Below are 19,166 nucleotides of genomic sequence, written 5' to 3'. Positions count from 1 at the left end.
ATAAAACCACCAGTTAATTGAGAAAAGTTGCAGAGGTTTTCAGTGAGTCACTTGGCTGTATTTAAAAGAGTAATTATAAAATTATGGCTGGCATGCAGGCATGATATAACCGCTCTGGCTGTACTTATTAACGGTTTACTTATTTTTAAAACCATTTATGGAATGTCTGTTAGCCTGTTGGATATTTTCCATATCCACGCCTACACAGGATTAGATCTTTCACTGCTTGCTAACGCCCCACTGTTCATGCTTGGGGTGTTTCTGGTTTTGAACTCCATTGGTTTGCTTTTTCGCGCCAAACTTGCCTGGGCCATAAGCCTGATACTGCTGTTGATTACACTAATCTACACACTGCATTTCTATCCTTATCTTAAATTCAGTATCGGTTTTTGCCTCTTTACGATGGTGATGCTGCTGTTACTGAGTAAAGATTTTTCCCACAGCAGCGCCACTGCGGGCAGTATCTTTGCGTTTATCAGTTTCACCACCTTATTGTTTTACTCTACCTATGGTTCGCTATATTTGGGAGAAGGCTTCAATCCCAAAATAGAAAGTCTGGTGACTGCATTCTATTTTTCAATAGAAACCATGACTACTGTCGGTTATGGCGATATTGTGCCGGTTTCAGAGACTGCCCGCTTGTTCACTGTATCGGTTATTATTTCGGGCATTACGGTTTTCGCAACATCTATTACATCGATTTTTGGCCCGCTAATCCGCGGCGGCCTGAACAGACTGGTTAAAGGGAAAAAACATACTATGAATCGCAAAGATCACTTTATTGTCTGCGGTCACTCTATTCTGGCGGTAAACACTATCTTGCAACTCAACCAGCGTGGGCAAAAAGTTACCGTGATCACTAACCTGCCAGAAGATGAAGCTAATCTGCTGGATCAGCGGTTAGGTGGCAATTTCGATATGATTTTAGGTGACAGTAATGACAGCGCGATTTTGAAAAAAGCCGGCATTGACGACTGCCGGGCGATTCTGGCGCTCAGTGACAATGATGCCGATAACGCCTTTGTGGTGCTTTCAGCGAAAGATCTCAGCAAAGATGTCAAAACTGTATTGGCAGTAAGCGACAGCAAAAACCTGAACAAAGTGAAAAAAGTACAACCTGATATCATCCTGTCACCACAATTATTTGGTAGCGAGATTTTAGCCCGTATCTTAAACGGCGAAGAGATCGACAATAATATGCTGGTATCGATGCTACTGAACTCCGGGCATGGACTGTTTGGTGATAACGAGGCAGAGGAGAATGCGCCACAGCAATCAGCTGGTAAATAGCAAGTTAGCGGGGAGTATCTGTAGAGGGCGACGATGCCCTCTTTTTTTGCATTTACGTTGGAAATAATAAAGACAAAAACAAAAAAACCACCCGAAGGTGGTTTCACGACACTGCTTATTGCTTTGATTTTATTCTTATCTTCCCCATGGTACCCGGAGCGGGACTTGAACCCGCACAGCGTTGCCGCCGAGGGATTTTAAATCCCTTGTGTCTACCGATTCCACCATCCGGGCTCGGGAAGAAATTGGAGGCGCGTTCCGGAGTCGAACCGGACTAGACGGATTTGCAATCCGCTACATAACCGCTTTGTTAACGCGCCAAATTCTTCAGGCCTTTCAGCCAGACACCCGCTTATCGCCGATGCCTTTTAAACTGGAGCGGGAAACGAGACTCGAACTCGCGACCCCGACCTTGGCAAGGTCGTGCTCTACCAACTGAGCTATTCCCGCATTCACCAAGCAATTTGTTAATCACTTGATTTCATTATCGTCTGGCAATCAGTGCCGCCGTTCGATGCGTTGCATTCTACTTACCTGACGCGATGAGTCAACGATATTTTTTGCCGCAGATGATCGTTTGCTGAAAATTGCGGCGAAACGATCACTGTTCAAGCAAATCTGCTCGCGCAGCGTTCAAATACTGGAACATTGACCACAGTGTCAGCACAGCAGCAACGAAGAATAATGCAATCCCCGCATACTCGACCCAAATGTTTGGACGCCATAACAGCCATGCCAGCGCTACCATTTGTGCCGTGGTTTTCACTTTACCAATCCAGGATACAGCCACACTACTGCGTTTGCCCAGTTCCGCCATCCACTCACGCAGTGCAGAAATAATAATTTCACGCGCAATCATGGTTGCTGCCGGTAACGTCACCCACCAGCTGTGGTAGTGCTCGGTAACCAGTACCATTGCAATTGCCACCAGGACTTTGTCGGCAACGGGATCAAGAAACGCCCCGAAACGGGTGCTTTGATTCCAGCGCCGCGCCAGGAAACCATCAAACCAGTCGGTCACTGCCGCGACGCAGAAAATAAGCGCAGCAGCAAATGGCGACCAGGTGACAGGGAGATAAAAGACCAATACAAAGAATGGGATAAGGATGACGCGAAACAGCGTGAGCAACGTAGGGATATTAAATTGCATAATGACGGGTAACTATCTGTTGTCAGAGAAATTACCCCTATGTTGCTACAGCGGACTCAATGTTTCAACGACCAGAAGATCTTTTCTGCCAGACCTTGCGAAATACCCGGCACTTTTGCAATTTCCTCGACACTTGCGTTACGTAATCCTTGCAAACCGCCCATATATTTCAACAGCATTTGACGGCGCTTAGGACCGACACCTTCGATCGTTTCCAGGGTACTGGTGTTTTTGACTTTGGCCCGTTTTTTACGATGCCCGCCAATGGCGTGATCGTGCGATTCATCGCGAATATGCTGGATGACATGCAGAGCGGGAGAATCTGACGGCAAACTAAACCCTTCCCCTTCTGGTTCAAAGAATAACGTTTCCAGCCCGGCTTTACGGTCAGCGCCTTTGGCAACGCCCAAAAGCAGCGGACGGTTTTTATCCCAGGGAACATCCAGTTCGGCAAAAACAGCTTTGGCCTGCGCCAGCTGCCCTTTACCACCGTCGATCAGGATAACGTCCGGAATCTTACTTTCTTCGATTGCTTTGCCATAGCGACGACGAAGAACCTGATTCATTGCCGCATAATCATCGCCGGGTGTAATACCCGTAATGTTGTAACGGCGATATTCCGACCGCAACGGACCATTGGCATCAAACACCACACAAGACGCTACGGTCTGTTCCCCCATGGTATGACTGATATCGAAACACTCCATCCGTTTAACTTCAGGAAGTTTCAATACCGTTGCGAGGGCCGAGAGACGCTGATGAACGGTGGATTGTTGCGAAAGCTTGCTGGTCAGTGCTGTCGCAGCATTCGTTCGCGCCAGTTTAAGGTAACGCGCACGATCACCACGTGGTTTGGTCTGGACGTTGATCCGCCGCCCCGCCAGCTCTGTAAGTGAATCGGCAAGCAGCGTTTTATCACTGAGATTAAAATCAAGCAGGATTTCGCCAGGCAACGTTCTCATCTGGCTTCCCTGCAGATAAAACTGCCCGACAAAGGTTTCAACGACTTCGCCAAGCTCAGTGCCACCAGGAACTTTTGGAAAATAACTGCGACTGCCTAGTACCTTTCCCTGACGAATAAATAGTACATGTACACATGCCATGCCTGCATCAAACGCCACACCAATAACATCCAGGTCATCACCGGTATTAGAAACAAATTGTTTTTCAGTTACCCGGCGAACGGCCTGAATTTGATCCCGAATACGTGCTGCCTCTTCAAATTCAAGGTTCTGACTGGCCTTTTCCATACGTGCAATCAGTTGTGTAAGCACCTGATCATCTTTGCCAGATAAAAACAGGCGTACGTATTCAACCTGCTGAGCGTACTCTTCTTCGCTGACCAGACCAGCTACACACGGCCCCAGGCAGCGGCCAATCTGGTATTGCAGACAAGGACGAGAGCGGTTGCGATAAACGCTGTTTTCACACTGGCGGATAGGGAAGATTTTTTGGAGTAGTGCCAGCGTTTCCCGCACGGCATAACCATTTGGGAAGGGGCCAAAATACTCCCCTTTCGCGTGCTTTGCACCGCGATGCATAGCAAGACGCGGGTGCGTGTCACCGCTCAGGAATATAAAGGGATAAGATTTATCATCGCGCAACAGTACGTTATAGCGCGGTTGATAAAGCTTAATATAGTTATGCTCCAGTAACAGAGCTTCCGTCTCGGTGTGTGTCACCGTGACATCAATTTGCTGGATCTGAGCAACCAGTGCTTCTGTTTTACGTGAAGCAAGGTTGCTGCGGAAATAACTGGAAAGGCGTTTTTTGAGGTCTTTGGCTTTACCCACATAAATGACCGTACCGCCGGCATCATACATACGATAGACGCCGGGCTGACTGGTAACGGTTTTTAAAAACGCTTTGGCATCAAACTGATCACTCACTGGCTTGATAATGTCTCCGCATTACACAGGCCATGGCGAATCGCCAGGTGGGTCAGTTCAACATCACCGTGAATGTTTAGTTTACTGAACATACGGTAGCGATAACTGTTCACCGTTTTCGGGCTGAGATTCAGTTGTTCTGAGATCTCATTAACCTTCTGGCCTTTGGTGATCATCAGCATAATCTGCAATTCACGTTCGGACAAACTGGCAAAAGGCGTTTCGGTTTTTTCCGGCTCGATCTGGCTGAGCGCCATCTGCTGCGCAATATCCGACGCAATATACCGCTGCCCTGAATAAACAGAACGAATCGCGCTAACCACTTCCTGGGGGGCTGCTCCTTTGCTCAGGTAACCTGCCGCACCCGCCTGCATGACTTTTGCAGGCAACGGGTTTTCAGTGTGAACGGTCAACATAATCACTTTGATATCTGCTGAAGAGCGCGCGATTTTGCGCGTTGCTTCAAGGCCACCGATACCAGGCATACTCATGTCCATCAACACCACATCGACGGTGTTAGAACGGCACCATTTAACGGCGTCTTCGCCGCAACATGCCTCACCGACAACTTTTATACCCTTTATATCTTCCAGAATGCGTCGTATCCCTGCGCGCACCAGTTCGTGGTCATCAACAAGAAGAACGTTGATCAAAGGAATATCTCCAGAATAGGGATAACGCTACTGATATTATGTCGTCCCTATATTAGCGGGTTTTACCCCAACTTTGAAATGTTAAAATGTCCGTCATTAGATTTTGCTCTCGTTTTTGGAAATTATTTCGTACAGTTTCCTGTAACGCCTTCCTCTACAGCCTGCTCGCCGCGCGGTAAGCGAGACAGGTTTCAGAAAAGTGACAAAAAATTCACCTTGCTGTCCATCACATTCAAATTAACATGCATTTTTGTAACAACAATTAACGAACTATATACGCGAGATAAACGATGAATGAATAAAATATAAGCTTGATTGCAAATTGTTTATTCGTCTGGTGGCAATGATATTTACGCTCATAAATTAACCACTGATATTTTTCGCCGGGCTTATGATATACTCCGCCGCCTTCACATTTGTCATTGCAACATTTAGAGGAAAATAAATGAGTACGCCTGATTTTTCCACTGCTGAAAATACTCAAGATCTGGCTCATGAAATCGCTTGCCTGAAGTCCATGTTAACCCTGATGTTACAGGCCATGGGGCAAGCTGACGCCGGGCGCGTAATGTTGAAAATGGAAAAACAGCTGGCGCTGATCGCAGATGAAACTCAGGCTGCGGTATTTTCTAAAACTGTTAAGCAAATTAAACAGGCTTACCGCCAGTAAACAAAAACCGGCTGAAAGCCTGACTTTCAGCCGGTTTTTGCCTTTTTCACACAGAACGGTTTTCCCTTCAGATTATCCCCGTTGCCGCCGCATAACAGGCCACCTGCGTTTTATTGGGGGCATTGAATTTTTTCTGCATATTCTTTTGATGAAAATTGACGGTATTTTCTGATATCGACAAAATCATGGCGATCTCTGCTGAGGTCTTCCCTTCTGCTGTCCAGCGCAGGATTTCAGTTTCCCGTTTACTAAAACGCATCGCGGGCGTCATCACCATCTCGTGTTGCAATCGTGCCAGAACATTAAGACTTTCACGTACCAGAAGTTGCAGTTTCAACTCCAGTTCATCATGGGCAATTGGCCCTTCACGAGCACTCATGCGGGAAAGCGAAAGAAAACCAAGCGCTCTATTAGACAACATCAAGTATTGCGTTACCCCTCTACGCAACCCATGCGCCCGCGCCGCATCCCACAGTGGTTGTGCTTCGCTAAACAATGCGTCATCCCACAACAGATGGCCCTGACTAAAGTTTTCTGGCTTTAAGACGGGATCGATCGCTAAAAAGTTGTGCTGCTGGTAATAAGACACCCAGGCTTCAGGATAAGTTGAATAATACGCCACTTTGGGCCTTGTAAACGGGACGGGATGACGGACACACAAAGAATAATAATCAAATTCCAGTTTTTGTGTTTGAAATTGTAATTCCTGAAAAACATCTTCAGCGGAAGCCATTTCCTGAAAGCGTGACAGCATAGTCCGTCGCCAGGTGAAAAATTCAATATCATGCATACAAATTGCAATATCCCATGGCGCTAAACTCATTTATACGGATGAAATAAACTATCACATAAACATATTTTATATAAAAAAATAATCACTTCGTTGACGGTTTAATTAGTTTCAGCAACTTTTCCTACTAATTTCAGGGTATTGCATTTAGAAAAATTCAATATCTAAAAATTCGAAAAGAATATATTCCCCAGACCAACACGCAGCCTGGGGAATCTTTATCCGCTTTATTGCAGAAGAAATTTTTCCAGGAACAGACGGGTTCGAGGCTGTTTTGGATCAGCAAATAGTGATTTTGCTGGCCCTTGTTCAACAATTTTACCCTGGTCCATAAATATTGCCCGATCAGCAACATCACGGGCAAAACTCATTTCATGAGTTACTATTACCATGGTTCGCTTTTCTTCGGCCAGTTGACGAATTGTATTTAACACTTCCCCGACTAACTCAGGATCTAATGCCGACGTCGGCTCATCAAATAAAATAACTTCCGGGCGCATCGCCAGTGCACGAGCGATCGCCACACGCTGTTGTTGCCCTCCTGACAAGCGACGTGGATAACTGTTTTCTTTACCGGCAAGGCCAACTTTCGCCAGTAACTCCCGCGCACGTGCTATCGCCTCTTCTTTTGCTTCGCCTTTAACGATTACCGGTCCTTCAATAATATTTTCCAGCACTGTACGGTGAGGAAACAGATTAAAGTTTTGAAAAACAAAACCGACATGCTGACGCAGCTGGCGGATTAGCCCTTTTTGTTGGCTAAGCGCACGTCCGGCATCGATCGTTATCTCTCCCACTTTAATCGTGCCAGACTCCGGTTGTTCCAGGAGATTAATACTACGTAACAACGTCGTTTTCCCGGAACCGCTGGGGCCAATAATCGCCACCACTTCCCCGGTTTTCACCGCCAAATCAATCCCGTGTAATACAGTTTGACCATGGAATTTTTTTACCAGGTTTTTAACTTCTATCGCACTCATTTCGGCTCTCTCTCCTGGCGGTTAAGTTGATTTTCGAAATAGTTTTGCAGGGTAGAAAGCACTGTTGCCATGATCCAGTAAATCAGGGAGGCCGCCAGATACATCGTGAACACTTCCAGCGTACGCGAGGTGATCAACTGTGCCTGACGGAACAACTCTGGCACCTGAATCGTCGCCGCCAGCGAAGTGTCTTTCACCAGACTGATAAAACTGTTGCTCAGTGGGGGTAATGCCACACGTGCTGCCTGGGGCAAAATTGCCCGGCGCATCGTTTGCCAGGGCGTCATACCAATACTGGCTGCCGCTTCCCACTGCCCTTTATCAATAGAAGAAATAGCTGCCCGTAAAGTCTCGGCAGCATATGCCGCCGTGTTTAATGACAAACCAATCATTGCCGACGGCACCGGATCGAGTTCAATACCAAACTGCGGCAAACCGTAATAGATCATAAATAGCTGTGCAATAAGCGGCGTGCCACGAAAAATCGAGATATAAAACCGTGCCAGCCAGCGCAGTGGCCCAACCGGAGAAAGCCGCATTAACGCAAGAATAAACCCAAGCAGCAGCCCAAAAAACATCCCGCCAATACTTAATTGCAGAGTAAAGACCGCACCTTTGAGTAGATATGGCAAGGATTCAATTACTAAATCAATACTTTCTTGCATGAGCAGTTCCGAAAGTTATACGTGCGGATGATAGGCGAAAAGCGCAGGCGCCCCACCAGTATGAATAAACAGAATCGGGCCCTGATCTTTAAAGCGTTTCTGGCTGATGCCATCAATCAACCCGGCCATCGCTTTGCCGGTATAAACCGGATCAAGCAAAATGCCTTCCAGCCGCGCCAGCAATTTCACAGCTTCCATCCCCTCTTCGTTCGGCGTGCCGTACCCTGGTGCAAAGTATTCATCCCAGAGTGTAATTTCTGCCGCTGCACTCAGTTCAAGTTCACGAGCGACCGCCTGTTGCAAAGCAACCACTTTCGGTTTTTGGTCGGCAACGGAGCGGGAAACGGTAACCCCGATCAATTCAGTTTCTGGCAGCAGATGTTCCAGCCCTACCGCCAGCCCGGCATGTGTACCCGCGCTACCGGAAGCCACCACCACCGAAGAAAGATTAACCGCACCTTCGCACTGTTGTGCGATCTCCAGCGCGCTTTCGACATAGCCCAGCGCCCCCAGCGCATTTGAACCGCCGACCGGAATAACATACGGACGAAATCCCTGAGCTTCTATGCGCGTGGCGAGCTCCTGTAATTGTGCATCTGGATCATCGAGTGCTGCGCACATCTCCACCTGAACGTTGAATAAATCCAGCAATAGTCGATTGCCATTACTGAGATAGTTTTCTGCCTGCGTACCGATGGGATTTTCCAGTAAAGCGACACAATGCAAGCCCAGTTTTGCCGCCACAGCGGCTGTCTGGCGCACATGATTTGACTGAATTGCCCCTGCCGTTACCAGAGTATCAGCACCTTCCCGCAGCGCATCGGCGGCAAGGAATTCCAGTTTGCGGACTTTATTGCCGCCCATTGCCAGCGGCGTCACATCATCACGTTTTATAAATATTTCACGACCGAGGTAATCAGAAAAACGCGGCAGATATTCAAGAGGCGTTGGTGCGCCAATAAATTCCAGACGCGGGAAACGCGTTAAGTTTTGCAGTGACATGGAGCCTCCGGTAAACATTGATGTGAGTTATTGTTTATTATGCACCCGGTTGAGAATTAAATAAAAAAGGCGCCGGTTAAAGCGCCTTTTTTGTCGTTTACAATGATTATTTCGTCACATCAGCGCCAAACCATTTTTGTGAGAGTGCCTGCAAAGTGCCATCTTTTTGCATTTCGGCAATCGCTTCATTGACCGCTTTCAGCAGGTCTTCATTGTTTTTACGCACAGCCACGCCCGATTCCTGACGGGAGAACGCGTCACCTGTTACCGCAAGTGTGTCTTTGGTTTTCTTTACCAAATCCAGTGCGGCAAGACGATCCACCAGGATGGCATCAATTCGACCGACTCGCAGATCCTGATATTTGGTTGGATCATCGTCATAGGTACGAATGTCTACGCCCTGCACATTCTGGCGCAACCACTCTTCATAGTTCGTCCCTAATCCGACACCCACTTTTTTACCTTTTAAATCATTCGCCGTTTTAATCGTTCCTTCATTACCTTTTTTCACCAGCGCCTGAATACCGGAGACGGTGTAGGGGGTAGAGAAGTCATATTTTTTCTTGCGTTCGTCAGAGATGGTGACCTGATTAATCACCACATCAATACGTTTTGAATCCAGCGATGCCAGCATTCCGTCCCATTTGGTTGGTTTAAGCGTCGCTTCAACACCGAGATGTTTTGCCAGTTGCTGGGCAAATTCCACTTCAAAACCGGTCAGTTTGCCATCATCGCCCTGAAAACTGAACGGAGGATAAGTACCTTCGAGGCCCACCAGCAGCGTGCCGCGCTCTTTAACTTTATTTAACAGGCCTTCATCTGCAAAGGTTTTTGCGCTCATTCCGGCAACCAGTGCCAGCGCCATAACGCTCAACAACGCCCGACGTCCCAGAAGTGCTAATTTCATAATTACCCCAAATGTTGTCAGTAACGGCATCAGTGTAGAGCGTTTCTGACTCGCGCCAAAAAACACTCCGTTACATCTTATTCATTTTTAATATATATCAGATGTCAGTCTCTGAACCTGTAAAGAAGGATTTTGTGATCGATACTGCTCATATTTACGCAGCGCGATAAGGTAATTGGTGGTGCTGGTTTGCGGTAACCATGGCGCAAGGATTTCATCCAGATATCCTTCTGCCAGTAGCGCACGTGAAACGTGTTGTTGATGGAGGTGATTACCCAGGCGGCGCAGGCGCACGACATACTCACGAATGGAGCTATGGCTCATTTCGGCCTGTTCTATCAGAAATTGTTTAAAACCCACAATATCGAAGAAATCATTGTGAGCTTTGCAATGCAGATCACCACAAAAACGGCACAGCGCAGACCATTGTTGTTGTTCTTCTTGCCACTCTGGCTCATCCATGGGGGTATCAAGGCGAGCAATTTCCAGCTTGTTAACAATTTGCCCGCTGCGCACAAGAGTGATGCGATCGAGCAATTTGCGGCAGTGGGTACAATGCGTCTGGCTATGTTTAAAGTCTTTCAGGTAGCGGCTCAGAGGCCGTCGTTTGCTTTGCTGCACCGTCATGATAACTCCTGGTAGTCAATTCGTTGTGCGGCATTTGACGGCAATGTGGTTACCGTATTCACCTACCCAGTTTGCTGCGTAATCGTTTGATGGCCTGGCTATGCAACTGACTGACGCGCGACTCACCCACTTCCAGTACCGCGCCGATCTCTTTGAGATTCAGCTCTTCCTGGTAGTAAAGGGTAAGCACCAATTTTTCACGCTCTGGCAAACGTTCGATGGCATCCATTACTTGCTGGCGCAGATCACTCTCCAGCAACTGGTGCAGCGGATTAGCCTGCTGATGCTCTTCGGTGATCAGTTCAGCACTGTCACCATGCTCTTCCCGCCATTCGTCATAGGAAAACAACTGACTGTTATTGGTATCGAGCAACATCTGGCGATACTCTTCTGTCGAGATCCCCAGTCGTTTTGCCACTTCCGTTTCGCTGGCGTTGCGCCCTAACTCTTGTTCCAGTTGCCCTATTGCCTGCGCCACTTCGCGCGCATTGCGGCGGACACTACGCGGCGCCCAGTCACGGCTGCGTAGTTCATCCAGCATTGCCCCTCGGATACGCTGCACTGCGTAAGTTGTAAATGCCGTTCCTTGCAGAGCGTCATAGCGGTCTACTGCGTTCAATAACCCGATGCCGCCTGCCTGTAGCAGGTCGTCCAGTTCTACGCTCGCGGGCAGCCGCACCTGTAGGCGCAGTGCTTCGTGTCGCACCAGCGGCACATAGCGTTGCCACAGCGAGTGTTTATCCATTACGCCTTCAGCGGTATACAGTGAATTCACGATAAACAGCCCTGCGTTAGATGTGTTATCGGCATGATTATCCGTTTCTGTAGAGGATTTAATCGGATGAATAGTGGGTGAAATGGGGGGTTATTTGCAGGTTACGGCTATTTGCCTGCTAGAAAAAACCCCGCCGGAGCGGGGTTTGGAAGAATATAGCGGCGATTAACGCAGCAGAGACAGTACGTTCTGCGTGGTCTGGTTAGCCTGTGCCAGAACAGAAGTACCTGCTTGTTGCAGGATCTGCGCACGAGACATGTTAGACACTTCGGTCGCGTAGTCAGCATCTTCGATACGGCTACGGGCAGAAGACAGGTTGTTTACGGTGTTGCCAAGGTTGGTGATGGCAGAGTCGAAACGGTTTTGAATTGCACCCAAAGAAGAACGAACAGCATCAACTTTAGATAGTGCAGCGTCAATTGCAGCTAATGGACTAGATGTGCTTTTTTTAGAATCTGCAACGTCTTCATTAATCAGAGTGCTGATACCAGATGGTGTTTTATCCATATACATGACTTTACCATCTTTATCAGTAATTTTACTACCGTCTGCATTTGCAGTGTAGTTAGCACCATTAACAGTAATGGTGCTTGTACCTTTGGTTGCATTATTAGCTTCTAAATCTGAAAGTTTAGCTGCGTCATTTTTCGTTGTTGCATCAAAAGTATACTGGCCATTAGTTACTGATGTATAGACATCTTTATCGGACTCAACAGTTGCAGCAGTTAAAGCGCCTCCCGCAGCCCCCTTAATAGTCAGCGTGACTTTTTCACCATTGATCATTGTTGACGCAGTACCATTACCATCGGCACCAGTTTTAGTGTCAATAGTAAAGGTTTGACCGTTATAATCAAATGTATCACCTTCATTGCCATTTTTAATAGCGGTACCAATTGCCTGTGCATTAGCATCACCAGTACCTGACGCAGTCTTTGAGAAAAAGGTCTTGCCATTAGCTTCTTCGTTTTTATCAGTTAACTGACCATTTTTCGAGCTGACATACGTTTTATCAGCACCATTGTTACCTGTAACTTCTCCAGAATTAATATCAACGCGATATTCATTCCCCCCAACATTATAAGTATCAAAACCAGTTACATTTTTGAAACTAGATTTGAGATCACCTGCTGTAGCTTGTTTAGGTCCATTAATATTAAAACCGTCTAAACCTAAGCTCTTGACATCAATTTTCTTAAGATCGATTGTGATGGTTTCTCCATCATTAGCACCAACCTGAATTTTCATTTGATTGTCCTGAGACAGGACTTTAACGCCGTTAAACTGAGTTTGGTTGGAAACGCGATCGATCTCCTCAAGACGCTGTTGAATTTCATCCTGAATTGATTTCAGATCAGAACCAGAGTTAGTACCGTTAGTTGCCTGTACTGACAGTTCACGTACACGTTGCAGGTTATTGTTAATTTCGTTTAACGCACCTTCAGTGGTCTGCGCGATAGAAATACCATCATTCGCGTTACGGGAAGCCTGAGTCAGACCTTTAATATTTGCCGTAAAACGGTTAGCAATCGCCTGACCTGCTGCGTCATCTTTAGCACTGTTAATACGCAGGCCAGAAGAGAGACGTTCAATGGCGGAGCTCAGAGAAGACTGAGATTTATTCAGGTTATTCTGGGTCAACAGCGACAGGCTGTTTGTATTAATGACTTGTGCCATGATTTTTTCCTTATCAAATACCACTTGATGTTATTGGGCTGTTGCCCACGGTTTCTCACCGTAACCCTTGTATCGGCACCTGAATTTCGAACTTTAGAAAATTTTTACTCGCCGAATTACCTGCTTTATGTCTCACTATTCCGCGCATTATCAACGCCCCTTTTTCCTTAAACTTTGGCGAAAGATTGCCGATAACGCACTTATCTTCTGTTTGCAATCAAAAGGAATAAGGCATGGCTTCGTTTACTTCGTTGGGTGTTGGCTCTAATTTACCGCTGGATACATTACTGACGAACCTGACTACCGCAGAGAAAAAACGCTTAACGCCCATTACTCAACAGCAGAGCAGCAATACCGCCCGGTTGACGGCATTTGGCACCTTAAAAAGCTCGTTGGAGAAATTCCAGACAGCGAATACTGCTTTAAACGATGCCGCCCTTTTTAAAAGCACCACAGCGGTCAGCTCCTCGACGGATTTAACCGTCAGCACCACTGCCGGTGCCGCTGCCGGGATTTATAAAATCAGCGTCAGCCAACTGGCGCAGGCGCAGTCTATTCGCACCACGACACCCGTCACCGACAGCAAAGCCATTCAGGGTAATAGCAACAGCGAACGTACGCTGGTTATCAAGCAGGATGGCAAAGACAAGCCGCTGGAAATTAAGCTCACCAGTGAACAAACCTCTCTGGAGGGGCTGCGTGATGCCATTAACAATGCCGATGGTGGGGTTTCTGCCAGCATTGTGAAAGTGAAAGATAATGACTATCAACTGGTTTTAACCTCATCAGAAACAGGTCTGGAAAATCAGATGAGTGTTTCAGTACAAGGTGATGACAAATTAAACCAGTTTATTAGCTTTAATAACCCGGACGTCACCGGAAATAACGTCGAACAAATTGTCGAAGCGCAGGACGCCAAACTTAGCGTAAACGGGATTAATATCGAGCGCAGCAGCAATACCATTACCGATGCGCCACAAGGAATTACGCTAAACCTGACAAAAGTCGTCGATGACGTCACGATCACCGTCAATAAAAGTGATGAAAAATCTACCAGCGCAATTAAAGCATGGGTTGAGGCATATAACTCTCTGGTCGATACCATCGGTTCACTGACTAAATATACGGCAGTTGATCCTGGCGCTGAAAAACAAGATACCAGTAATGGCGCATTGTTGGGTGACAGCACCGTGCGCACAATCCAAACCGGTATTCGCGGGCAATTTTCTGCCAGTGCCAACAGCGGTAATTTTCAAACATTATCGCAAATCGGCATTACCCAGGACGGGACCACCGGCAAATTAAAAATTGATGACGATAAACTGAAAAAAGCGCTTAGCGAACATTCGGTTGATGTTCAGCAATTATTAGTTGGTGATGGTAAAGAAACCGGTATTACCACCAAAATTGCCGGGCTGGTAAAAGGCTATCTGGCTGATGACGGTATTATCGACAGCGCGCAGGACAGTATTAACAGCACACTGAAAAAATTAACCAAACAGTATCTTTCTGTCAGTGCCAGCATCGATGACACTATCGCCCGCTATCAGGCGCAGTTTACCCAGCTCGATACCATGATGAGCAAACTGAATAACACCAGCACTTACTTAACCCAACAATTTGAAGCTATGAGCAGCTAATCAAAACATGAGGTAACTATGTCTACCGCGAGCGGTATCCAAGCGTATGCGCAAGTCGGTGTGGAAAGTGGCGTGATGAGCGCCAGTCCACATCAGTTGATCGAGATGTTATTTGATGGTGCCCACAGCGCCCTGGTGCGCGCTCGCCTGTTTATGCAGCAAGGCGAAATTGTGGCGAAAGGTGAAGCCCTCAGTAAGGCCATCAATATTATTGATAATGGATTAAAAGCGGGTCTGGACGAGGAGAAAGGGGGTGAACTCGCGCGTAATCTTTCCAGTCTCTATGACTATATGATTCGCCGCCTGCTACAGGCCAATGTGCGTAATGACGTCCAGGCCATTGAAGAAGTTGAAGGGTTATTGGGCAATATTGCCGATGCCTGGAAACAGATTTCGCCAAAAGGCGTTTCCCAGGAGTTACGTGAATGACCTCACCCGTGGAGTTTATTAGCCGTTGGCAGCGAGTGGCGCTGCTAAGCCAGTCGTTGCTGGAGCTTGCTGAACGTGGTGAATGGAACCTGCTTCTGGAACAGGAAGTTACCTATCTACAAGGGATTGAAGCAGTCATGCAATCACAAACTCCACCTAAAATGGCACCGGGTATCCAGGAGATGATCACCGGCTATATCAGCCAGGCGCTCAATAATGAGCAAAAGATTAAAGGGTTGCTGCAACTGCGCCTGGACGAACTTAGTGGCCTGATAGGCCAATCGACACGCCAAAAATCCATCAACCATGCCTATGGCCATCTGTCGGGAATGTTGTTGGTGCCGAAAGCGCCCTTCGTCCAACAATAATCTCTCGCCTCGTCTTAAAATCTTCCATACTCCAGAAGTCGCTAATGACTTCTGGAGCACGGAAGATGAAAAACCCCACACTTTTGCAATGCTTCCACTGGTATTACCCGGAAGGCGGTCAACTCTGGCCGGAACTGGCAGAACGCGCCGACGGTTTAAATGATATTGGTATCAATATGGTCTGGCTTCCCCCGGCTTATAAAGGCGCTTCAGGGGGATATTCCGTTGGCTACGACTCTTATGATCTGTTTGATTTAGGTGAGTTTGATCAAAAAGGCACCATTCCTACCAAATATGGTGATAAAGCGCAGCTGCTTGGCGCGATCGATGCCCTGAAACGTAACAATATTGCCGTCTTGCTGGATGTGGTAGTGAATCACAAGATGGGCGCGGACGAAAAAGAAGCGATTCGTGTTCAGCGAGTCAACGAAGATGATCGCACGCAAATTGATGATGAAATTATCGAATGCGAAGGCTGGACGCGTTATACCTTCCCTGCCCGTGCAGGAAAATATTCGCAATTCATTTGGGATTTCAAATGCTTTAGTGGCATTGACCATATCGAAAACCCCAATGAAGATGGCATTTTTAAAATCGTTAATGACTACACCGGAGAGGGCTGGAACGATCAGGTTGATGATGAATTGGGTAATTTCGATTACCTGATGGGCGAGAATATCGATTTTCGCAATCATGCGGTCACGGAAGAGATCAAATACTGGGCGCGTTGGGTCATGGAACAAACGCAATGTGATGGTTTTCGTCTCGACGCGGTAAAACATATTCCCGCCTGGTTTTATAAAGAGTGGATTGAACACGTGCAGGAAGTCGCGCCAAAACCGCTGTTTATTGTGGCGGAATACTGGTCGCACGAGGTCGATAAACTGCAAACGTATATTGATCAAGTGGAAGGTAAAACCATGCTGTTTGATGCGCCGCTGCAAATGAAATTTCACGAAGCATCTCGCATGGGGCGTGACTACGATATGACACAGATTTTCACGGGTACGCTGGTGGAAGCAGATCCTTTCCATGCCGTTACCCTGGTGGCAAACCACGATACTCAGCCATTACAGGCACTGGAAGCCCCCGTAGAACCGTGGTTTAAGCCGCTGGCCTATGCCCTGATATTGCTGCGAGAAAACGGTGTACCTTCGGTGTTCTACCCTGATCTTTACGGTGCTCATTACGAAGATGTCGGCGGTGATGGACAAACGTATCCGATTAATATGCCCGTTATTGAGCAACTGGATGAGTTAATTCTCGCCCGCCAGCGGTTTGCCCATGGCGTACAGACACTCTATTTTGATCATCCGAACTGTATCGCCTTTAGCCGTAGCGGCACCGACGAAGCTCCGGGATGTGTGGTGATAATGTCGAACGGCGACGATGGCGAAAAAACCATTACTCTTGGTGAAAATTACGGCAATAAAACCTGGCGAGATTTCCTCGGTAATCGACAAGAGAGTGTGGTGACCGATGAAAACGGCGAAGCAACGTTTTTTTGCAATGGCGGTAGCGTCAGTGTGTGGGTTATTGAAGAGGTGATTTAAAAATATCCCCGGCAGCACGCCGGGGTATGAGGTTACGGCAGTGGCGTCGGCAATGGCGCTTTTGCCAGGGCCGCTGCACACTCTGCGGTTGGACGATCCACGCGTTCCATCGTCATGCCGTCATATTCAATCGTGTTGCCATCTCGCTCAATCTCATACAGTTCACGTTTCACGGTGACATTGGTGAGATCATCAGACATCAGCGTCAGCTTACCAGGTAAAGCAATCACCCGCTGCCACTGACGACAATCCAGCGTATCGCCCGCTTTGGTGACAATCAGACTCCCTATCGCTTCCGGGCTAACCAGGCTGCGTTGTGGCCCTTTGGTTTGCCAGTATCCTGCCAGCCAGTCGGGCGCGGGAGTTTTCACGACATTGTTATAATTTTCGACTTCGGCACAGCCAGCCAACAGCATAAGTGCGCCTGCAATTGCGAGTTTTTTCATCATTAGTCCTGCATGAGAAGAAAAGAGGATTGTGGCATTAAAGCCCTGATGCTGCCAGCCTTTCCAGGTTCCGCCAGAAATTTGATCTAACCATTATTTTTATCAATTATTACCCCGCAAATAAATTTGTCTGGTGTATTATTCGCGGCTCTTGTTTCAAACCTTCTGAGTTCAGAGGCTACATACATGTCATGGCAACAATTCAAACAAGCCTGGTTGATTAAATTCTGGGCGCCTATCCCTGCGGTCATCGCGGCCGGTATTCTCTCCACTTATTATTTTGGTATCACTGGCACCTTCTGGGCAGTCACTGGCGAATTTACCCGTTGGGGCGGTCAGATCCTGCAACTGTTTGGCGTACATGCCGAAGAGTGGGGATACTTTAAAATTATCCATCTCGAAGGCTCGCCATTAACCCGTATCGACGGGATGATGATCCTCGGTATGTTTGGCGGTTGTTTTGCCGCAGCTCTCTGGGCTAACAACGTTAAATTACGTATGCCACGTAGCCGTATTCGCATTATGCAAGCCATTGTCGGTGGCATAATTGCCGGGTTTGGCGCACGTCTGGCGATGGGCTGTAACCTCGCCGCGTTCTTTACCGGCATTCCACAGTTCTCGCTACATGCCTGGTTCTTTGCCATTGCCACCGCTATCGGCTCATGGTTCGGGGCGCGCTTTACCCTGTTACCCATTTTCCGTATTCCGGTAAAAATGCAGAAAGTCTCTGCCGCATCGCCATTAACCCAAAAACCTGATCAGGCGCGACGTCGCTTCCGCCTTGGGATGTTGGTCTTTATCGGTATGCTTGGCTGGGCGCTATTAACGGCGATGAATCAACCAAAACTGGGGCTGGCGATGCTGTTTGGCGTCGGTTTTGGTTTGCTGATTGAACGTGCGCAAATCTGCTTTACTTCCGCCTTCCGCGATATGTGGATCACCGGTCGCACACATATGGCAAAAGCGATCATTATCGGTATGGCGGTGAGTGCGATTGGTATTTTTAGTTATGTGCAGTTGGGTGTAGAACCGAAAATCATGTGGGCAGGTCCTAACGCAGTGATCGGTGGTTTACTGTTTGGGTTTGGTATTGTGCTGGCGGGTGGCTGCGAAACGGGCTGGATGTATCGCGCCGTGGAAGGTCAGGTGCATTACTGGTGGGTCGGTCTTGGCAACGTCATCGGCTCTACGATTCTGGCTTATTACTGGGATGATTTTGCCCCTGCACTGGCAACCGACTGGGACAAAATCAACCTGCTAAAAACCTTTGGTCCGATGGGCGGCCTGTTGGTGACTTATTTGTTACTGTTTGCAGCGCTGCTGCTGATTATCGGTTGGGAAAAACGCTTCTTCCGTCGTGCTGGCGTGCAAAGCGTTAAGGAGATTGCATGAAAAACATCGTTCCTGATTATCGTCTTGATATGGTTGGCGAACCTTGCCCATATCCGGCGGTCGCTACCCTTGAAGCCATGCCGCAGTTAAAAAAAGGCGAAATTCTTGAAGTGGTGAGCGACTGTCCACAGTCGATCAATAACATCCCACTGGATGCCCGCAATCACGGCTATACCGTGCTCGACATCCAACAAGATGGCCCGACCATTCGCTATTTAATTCAAAAATGAATTCAGGTTACCCACCGCATGGTGGGTAACTCTTTT

General features: G+C 47.6%; 21 protein-coding genes and 3 tRNA genes. 9 read left to right on the top strand and 15 right to left on the bottom strand.

Annotated elements, in window-relative coordinates; genetic code table 11:
- Positions 1 to 42 precede the first annotated feature (42 nt).
- Positions 43 to 1,290 (top strand): voltage-gated potassium channel protein, encoded by a 1,248-nt coding sequence (kch, locus tag EFER_RS06000; protein WP_000018624.1) that lies wholly within the window; start codon positions 43 to 45, stop codon positions 1,288 to 1,290.
- A 147-nt stretch (positions 1,291 to 1,437) separates the two neighbouring features.
- On the opposite strand, the gene EFER_RS05995 is transcribed toward kch, so the two are convergent.
- The 6 genes from EFER_RS05995 to uvrY form a co-directional block, all read right to left on the bottom strand.
- Positions 1,438 to 1,524 (bottom strand) — tRNA-Leu (locus tag EFER_RS05995).
- Between the two features lie 12 nt (positions 1,525 to 1,536).
- Positions 1,537 to 1,610, bottom strand: a tRNA-Cys gene (locus EFER_RS05990).
- 54 nt (positions 1,611 to 1,664) lie between these two features.
- A tRNA-Gly gene (locus tag EFER_RS05985) sits at positions 1,665 to 1,740 on the bottom strand.
- A gap of 151 nt (positions 1,741 to 1,891) precedes the next feature.
- Positions 1,892 to 2,440 (bottom strand): CDP-diacylglycerol--glycerol-3-phosphate 3-phosphatidyltransferase, encoded by a 549-nt coding sequence (gene pgsA / locus EFER_RS05980; RefSeq protein WP_001160185.1) that lies wholly within the window; start codon positions 2,438 to 2,440, stop codon positions 1,892 to 1,894.
- A gap of 56 nt (positions 2,441 to 2,496) precedes the next feature.
- A complete protein-coding gene (uvrC, locus tag EFER_RS05975) occupies positions 2,497 to 4,329 on the bottom strand; it encodes an excinuclease ABC subunit UvrC (RefSeq protein ID WP_001283403.1) in 1,833 nt (610 codons plus the stop codon).
- Positions 4,326 to 4,982 carry a UvrY/SirA/GacA family response regulator transcription factor gene (uvrY, locus tag EFER_RS05970; RefSeq protein WP_000611317.1) on the bottom strand — a complete coding sequence of 219 codons (657 nt, stop codon included), beginning with the start codon at positions 4,980 to 4,982 and terminating at the stop codon, positions 4,326 to 4,328. Before uvrY ends, uvrC begins: the two co-directional genes overlap by 4 nt.
- Before the next feature lie 370 nt (positions 4,983 to 5,352).
- Here uvrY and EFER_RS24885 point away from each other — a divergent pair, with 370 nt between their 5' ends.
- Both EFER_RS24885 and EFER_RS05965 read left to right on the top strand, forming a co-directional pair.
- Positions 5,353 to 5,427, top strand: a complete 75-nt coding sequence (locus EFER_RS24885) for a hypothetical protein (RefSeq protein ID WP_419715431.1) — start codon at positions 5,353 to 5,355, stop codon at positions 5,425 to 5,427.
- Positions 5,428 to 5,652 carry a DUF2594 family protein gene (locus tag EFER_RS05965; protein ID WP_000106486.1) on the top strand — a complete coding sequence of 75 codons (225 nt, stop codon included), beginning with the start codon at positions 5,428 to 5,430 and terminating at the stop codon, positions 5,650 to 5,652.
- A gap of 67 nt (positions 5,653 to 5,719) precedes the next feature.
- On the opposite strand, the gene sdiA is transcribed toward EFER_RS05965, so the two are convergent.
- The 8 genes from sdiA to EFER_RS05925 form a co-directional block, all read right to left on the bottom strand.
- Positions 5,720 to 6,442 carry a transcriptional regulator SdiA gene (gene sdiA / locus EFER_RS05960; protein WP_000543720.1) on the bottom strand — a complete coding sequence of 241 codons (723 nt, stop codon included), beginning with the start codon at positions 6,440 to 6,442 and terminating at the stop codon, positions 5,720 to 5,722.
- A 227-nt stretch (positions 6,443 to 6,669) separates the two neighbouring features.
- Positions 6,670 to 7,422, bottom strand: a complete 753-nt coding sequence (gene tcyN, locus EFER_RS05955) for an L-cystine ABC transporter ATP-binding protein TcyN (RefSeq protein WP_001272975.1) — start codon at positions 7,420 to 7,422, stop codon at positions 6,670 to 6,672.
- On the bottom strand, positions 7,419 to 8,087 hold the full coding sequence (tcyL, locus tag EFER_RS05950) for a cystine ABC transporter permease (protein WP_001158201.1): 669 nt from the start codon (positions 8,085 to 8,087) through the stop codon (positions 7,419 to 7,421). The genes tcyN and tcyL overlap by 4 nt, the downstream gene beginning before the upstream one ends.
- A gap of 15 nt (positions 8,088 to 8,102) precedes the next feature.
- Positions 8,103 to 9,089: a D-cysteine desulfhydrase gene (gene dcyD / locus EFER_RS05945; RefSeq protein ID WP_000058228.1), complete on the bottom strand. Its 987-nt coding sequence runs from the start codon at positions 9,087 to 9,089 to the stop codon at positions 8,103 to 8,105.
- Positions 9,090 to 9,195: 106 nt separating this feature from the next.
- Positions 9,196 to 9,996 (bottom strand): cystine ABC transporter substrate-binding protein, encoded by an 801-nt coding sequence (tcyJ, locus tag EFER_RS05940; RefSeq protein ID WP_015953333.1) that lies wholly within the window; start codon positions 9,994 to 9,996, stop codon positions 9,196 to 9,198.
- Positions 9,997 to 10,083: 87 nt separating this feature from the next.
- Positions 10,084 to 10,623, bottom strand: a complete 540-nt coding sequence (gene fliZ, locus EFER_RS05935; protein ID WP_000218085.1) for a flagella biosynthesis regulatory protein FliZ — start codon at positions 10,621 to 10,623, stop codon at positions 10,084 to 10,086.
- Positions 10,624 to 10,681: 58 nt separating this feature from the next.
- Entirely contained in the window at positions 10,682 to 11,398 is a 717-nt protein-coding gene (locus EFER_RS05930) for an RNA polymerase sigma factor FliA (protein WP_001087452.1), read from the bottom strand.
- A 165-nt stretch (positions 11,399 to 11,563) separates the two neighbouring features.
- Complete coding sequence (locus EFER_RS05925; RefSeq protein WP_000079813.1) at positions 11,564 to 13,072, bottom strand: flagellin N-terminal helical domain-containing protein; 1,509 nt, start codon at positions 13,070 to 13,072, stop codon at positions 11,564 to 11,566.
- A gap of 233 nt (positions 13,073 to 13,305) precedes the next feature.
- Between EFER_RS05925 and fliD the strand changes: the two genes are divergently transcribed.
- From fliD to amyA, 4 genes are all read left to right on the top strand, one after another.
- Positions 13,306 to 14,712 (top strand): flagellar filament capping protein FliD, encoded by a 1,407-nt coding sequence (fliD, locus tag EFER_RS05920; protein ID WP_000146107.1) that lies wholly within the window; start codon positions 13,306 to 13,308, stop codon positions 14,710 to 14,712.
- A gap of 18 nt (positions 14,713 to 14,730) precedes the next feature.
- Positions 14,731 to 15,141: a flagellar export chaperone FliS gene (gene fliS, locus EFER_RS05915; protein ID WP_000100992.1), complete on the top strand. Its 411-nt coding sequence runs from the start codon at positions 14,731 to 14,733 to the stop codon at positions 15,139 to 15,141.
- Positions 15,138 to 15,509, top strand: a complete 372-nt coding sequence (gene fliT / locus EFER_RS05910) for a flagella biosynthesis regulatory protein FliT (protein WP_000203723.1) — start codon at positions 15,138 to 15,140, stop codon at positions 15,507 to 15,509. The genes fliS and fliT overlap by 4 nt, the downstream gene beginning before the upstream one ends.
- A 65-nt stretch (positions 15,510 to 15,574) precedes the next feature.
- The gene (gene amyA, locus EFER_RS05905) at positions 15,575 to 17,062 is read left to right on the top strand and encodes an alpha-amylase (protein WP_000795463.1); all 1,488 of its coding nucleotides are present in this window, start codon (positions 15,575 to 15,577) and stop codon (positions 17,060 to 17,062) included.
- A 32-nt stretch (positions 17,063 to 17,094) separates the two neighbouring features.
- Here the strand turns inward: amyA and yedD are convergent, their stop codons facing one another.
- Entirely contained in the window at positions 17,095 to 17,508 is a 414-nt protein-coding gene (gene yedD / locus EFER_RS05900) for a lipoprotein YedD (RefSeq protein WP_002431599.1), read from the bottom strand.
- Positions 17,509 to 17,673: 165 nt separating this feature from the next.
- On the opposite strand from yedD, the gene yedE reads away from it, so the two are divergent.
- On the top strand, positions 17,674 to 18,900 hold the full coding sequence (gene yedE / locus EFER_RS05895) for a selenium metabolism membrane protein YedE/FdhT (protein ID WP_323802196.1): 1,227 nt from the start codon (positions 17,674 to 17,676) through the stop codon (positions 18,898 to 18,900).
- Positions 18,897 to 19,130, top strand: a complete 234-nt coding sequence (gene yedF, locus EFER_RS05890) for a sulfurtransferase-like selenium metabolism protein YedF (protein ID WP_000790504.1) — start codon at positions 18,897 to 18,899, stop codon at positions 19,128 to 19,130. Before yedE ends, yedF begins: the two co-directional genes overlap by 4 nt.
- Positions 19,131 to 19,166 lie beyond the last annotated feature (36 nt).

Origin of the sequence: Escherichia fergusonii ATCC 35469 (assembly GCF_000026225.1) — a bacterium.
In the GTDB taxonomy this organism is placed as follows: domain Bacteria; phylum Pseudomonadota; class Gammaproteobacteria; order Enterobacterales; family Enterobacteriaceae; genus Escherichia; species Escherichia fergusonii.
Note: the sequence above shows the minus strand (reverse complement) of the source record. Positions and strands in the feature narration are given on the sequence as shown.

What these genes read in the sequence shown, in the direction of transcription:
- fliS (WP_000100992.1), top strand. Translation starts at nt 14,731, where the DNA reads ATGTCTACCGCGAGCGGTATCCAAGCGTATGCGCAAGTCGGTGTGGAA.
- tcyL (WP_001158201.1), bottom strand. Translation starts at nt 8,087, where the DNA reads ATGCAAGAAAGTATTGATTTAGTAATTGAATCCTTGCCATATCTACTC.
- fliT (WP_000203723.1), top strand. Translation starts at nt 15,138, where the DNA reads ATGACCTCACCCGTGGAGTTTATTAGCCGTTGGCAGCGAGTGGCGCTG.
- amyA (WP_000795463.1), top strand. Translation starts at nt 15,575, where the DNA reads ATGAAAAACCCCACACTTTTGCAATGCTTCCACTGGTATTACCCGGAA.
- tcyJ (WP_015953333.1), bottom strand. Translation starts at nt 9,996, where the DNA reads ATGAAATTAGCACTTCTGGGACGTCGGGCGTTGTTGAGCGTTATGGCG.
- dcyD (WP_000058228.1), bottom strand. Translation starts at nt 9,089, where the DNA reads ATGTCACTGCAAAACTTAACGCGTTTCCCGCGTCTGGAATTTATTGGC.
- EFER_RS05925 (WP_000079813.1), bottom strand. Translation starts at nt 13,072, where the DNA reads ATGGCACAAGTCATTAATACAAACAGCCTGTCGCTGTTGACCCAGAAT.
- fliD (WP_000146107.1), top strand. Translation starts at nt 13,306, where the DNA reads ATGGCTTCGTTTACTTCGTTGGGTGTTGGCTCTAATTTACCGCTGGAT.
- tcyN (WP_001272975.1), bottom strand. Translation starts at nt 7,422, where the DNA reads ATGAGTGCGATAGAAGTTAAAAACCTGGTAAAAAAATTCCATGGTCAA.
- yedD (WP_002431599.1), bottom strand. Translation starts at nt 17,508, where the DNA reads ATGAAAAAACTCGCAATTGCAGGCGCACTTATGCTGTTGGCTGGCTGT.
- pgsA (WP_001160185.1), bottom strand. Translation starts at nt 2,440, where the DNA reads ATGCAATTTAATATCCCTACGTTGCTCACGCTGTTTCGCGTCATCCTT.
- EFER_RS05965 (WP_000106486.1), top strand. Translation starts at nt 5,428, where the DNA reads ATGAGTACGCCTGATTTTTCCACTGCTGAAAATACTCAAGATCTGGCT.
- fliZ (WP_000218085.1), bottom strand. Translation starts at nt 10,623, where the DNA reads ATGACGGTGCAGCAAAGCAAACGACGGCCTCTGAGCCGCTACCTGAAA.
- yedF (WP_000790504.1), top strand. Translation starts at nt 18,897, where the DNA reads ATGAAAAACATCGTTCCTGATTATCGTCTTGATATGGTTGGCGAACCT.
- sdiA (WP_000543720.1), bottom strand. Translation starts at nt 6,442, where the DNA reads ATGCATGATATTGAATTTTTCACCTGGCGACGGACTATGCTGTCACGC.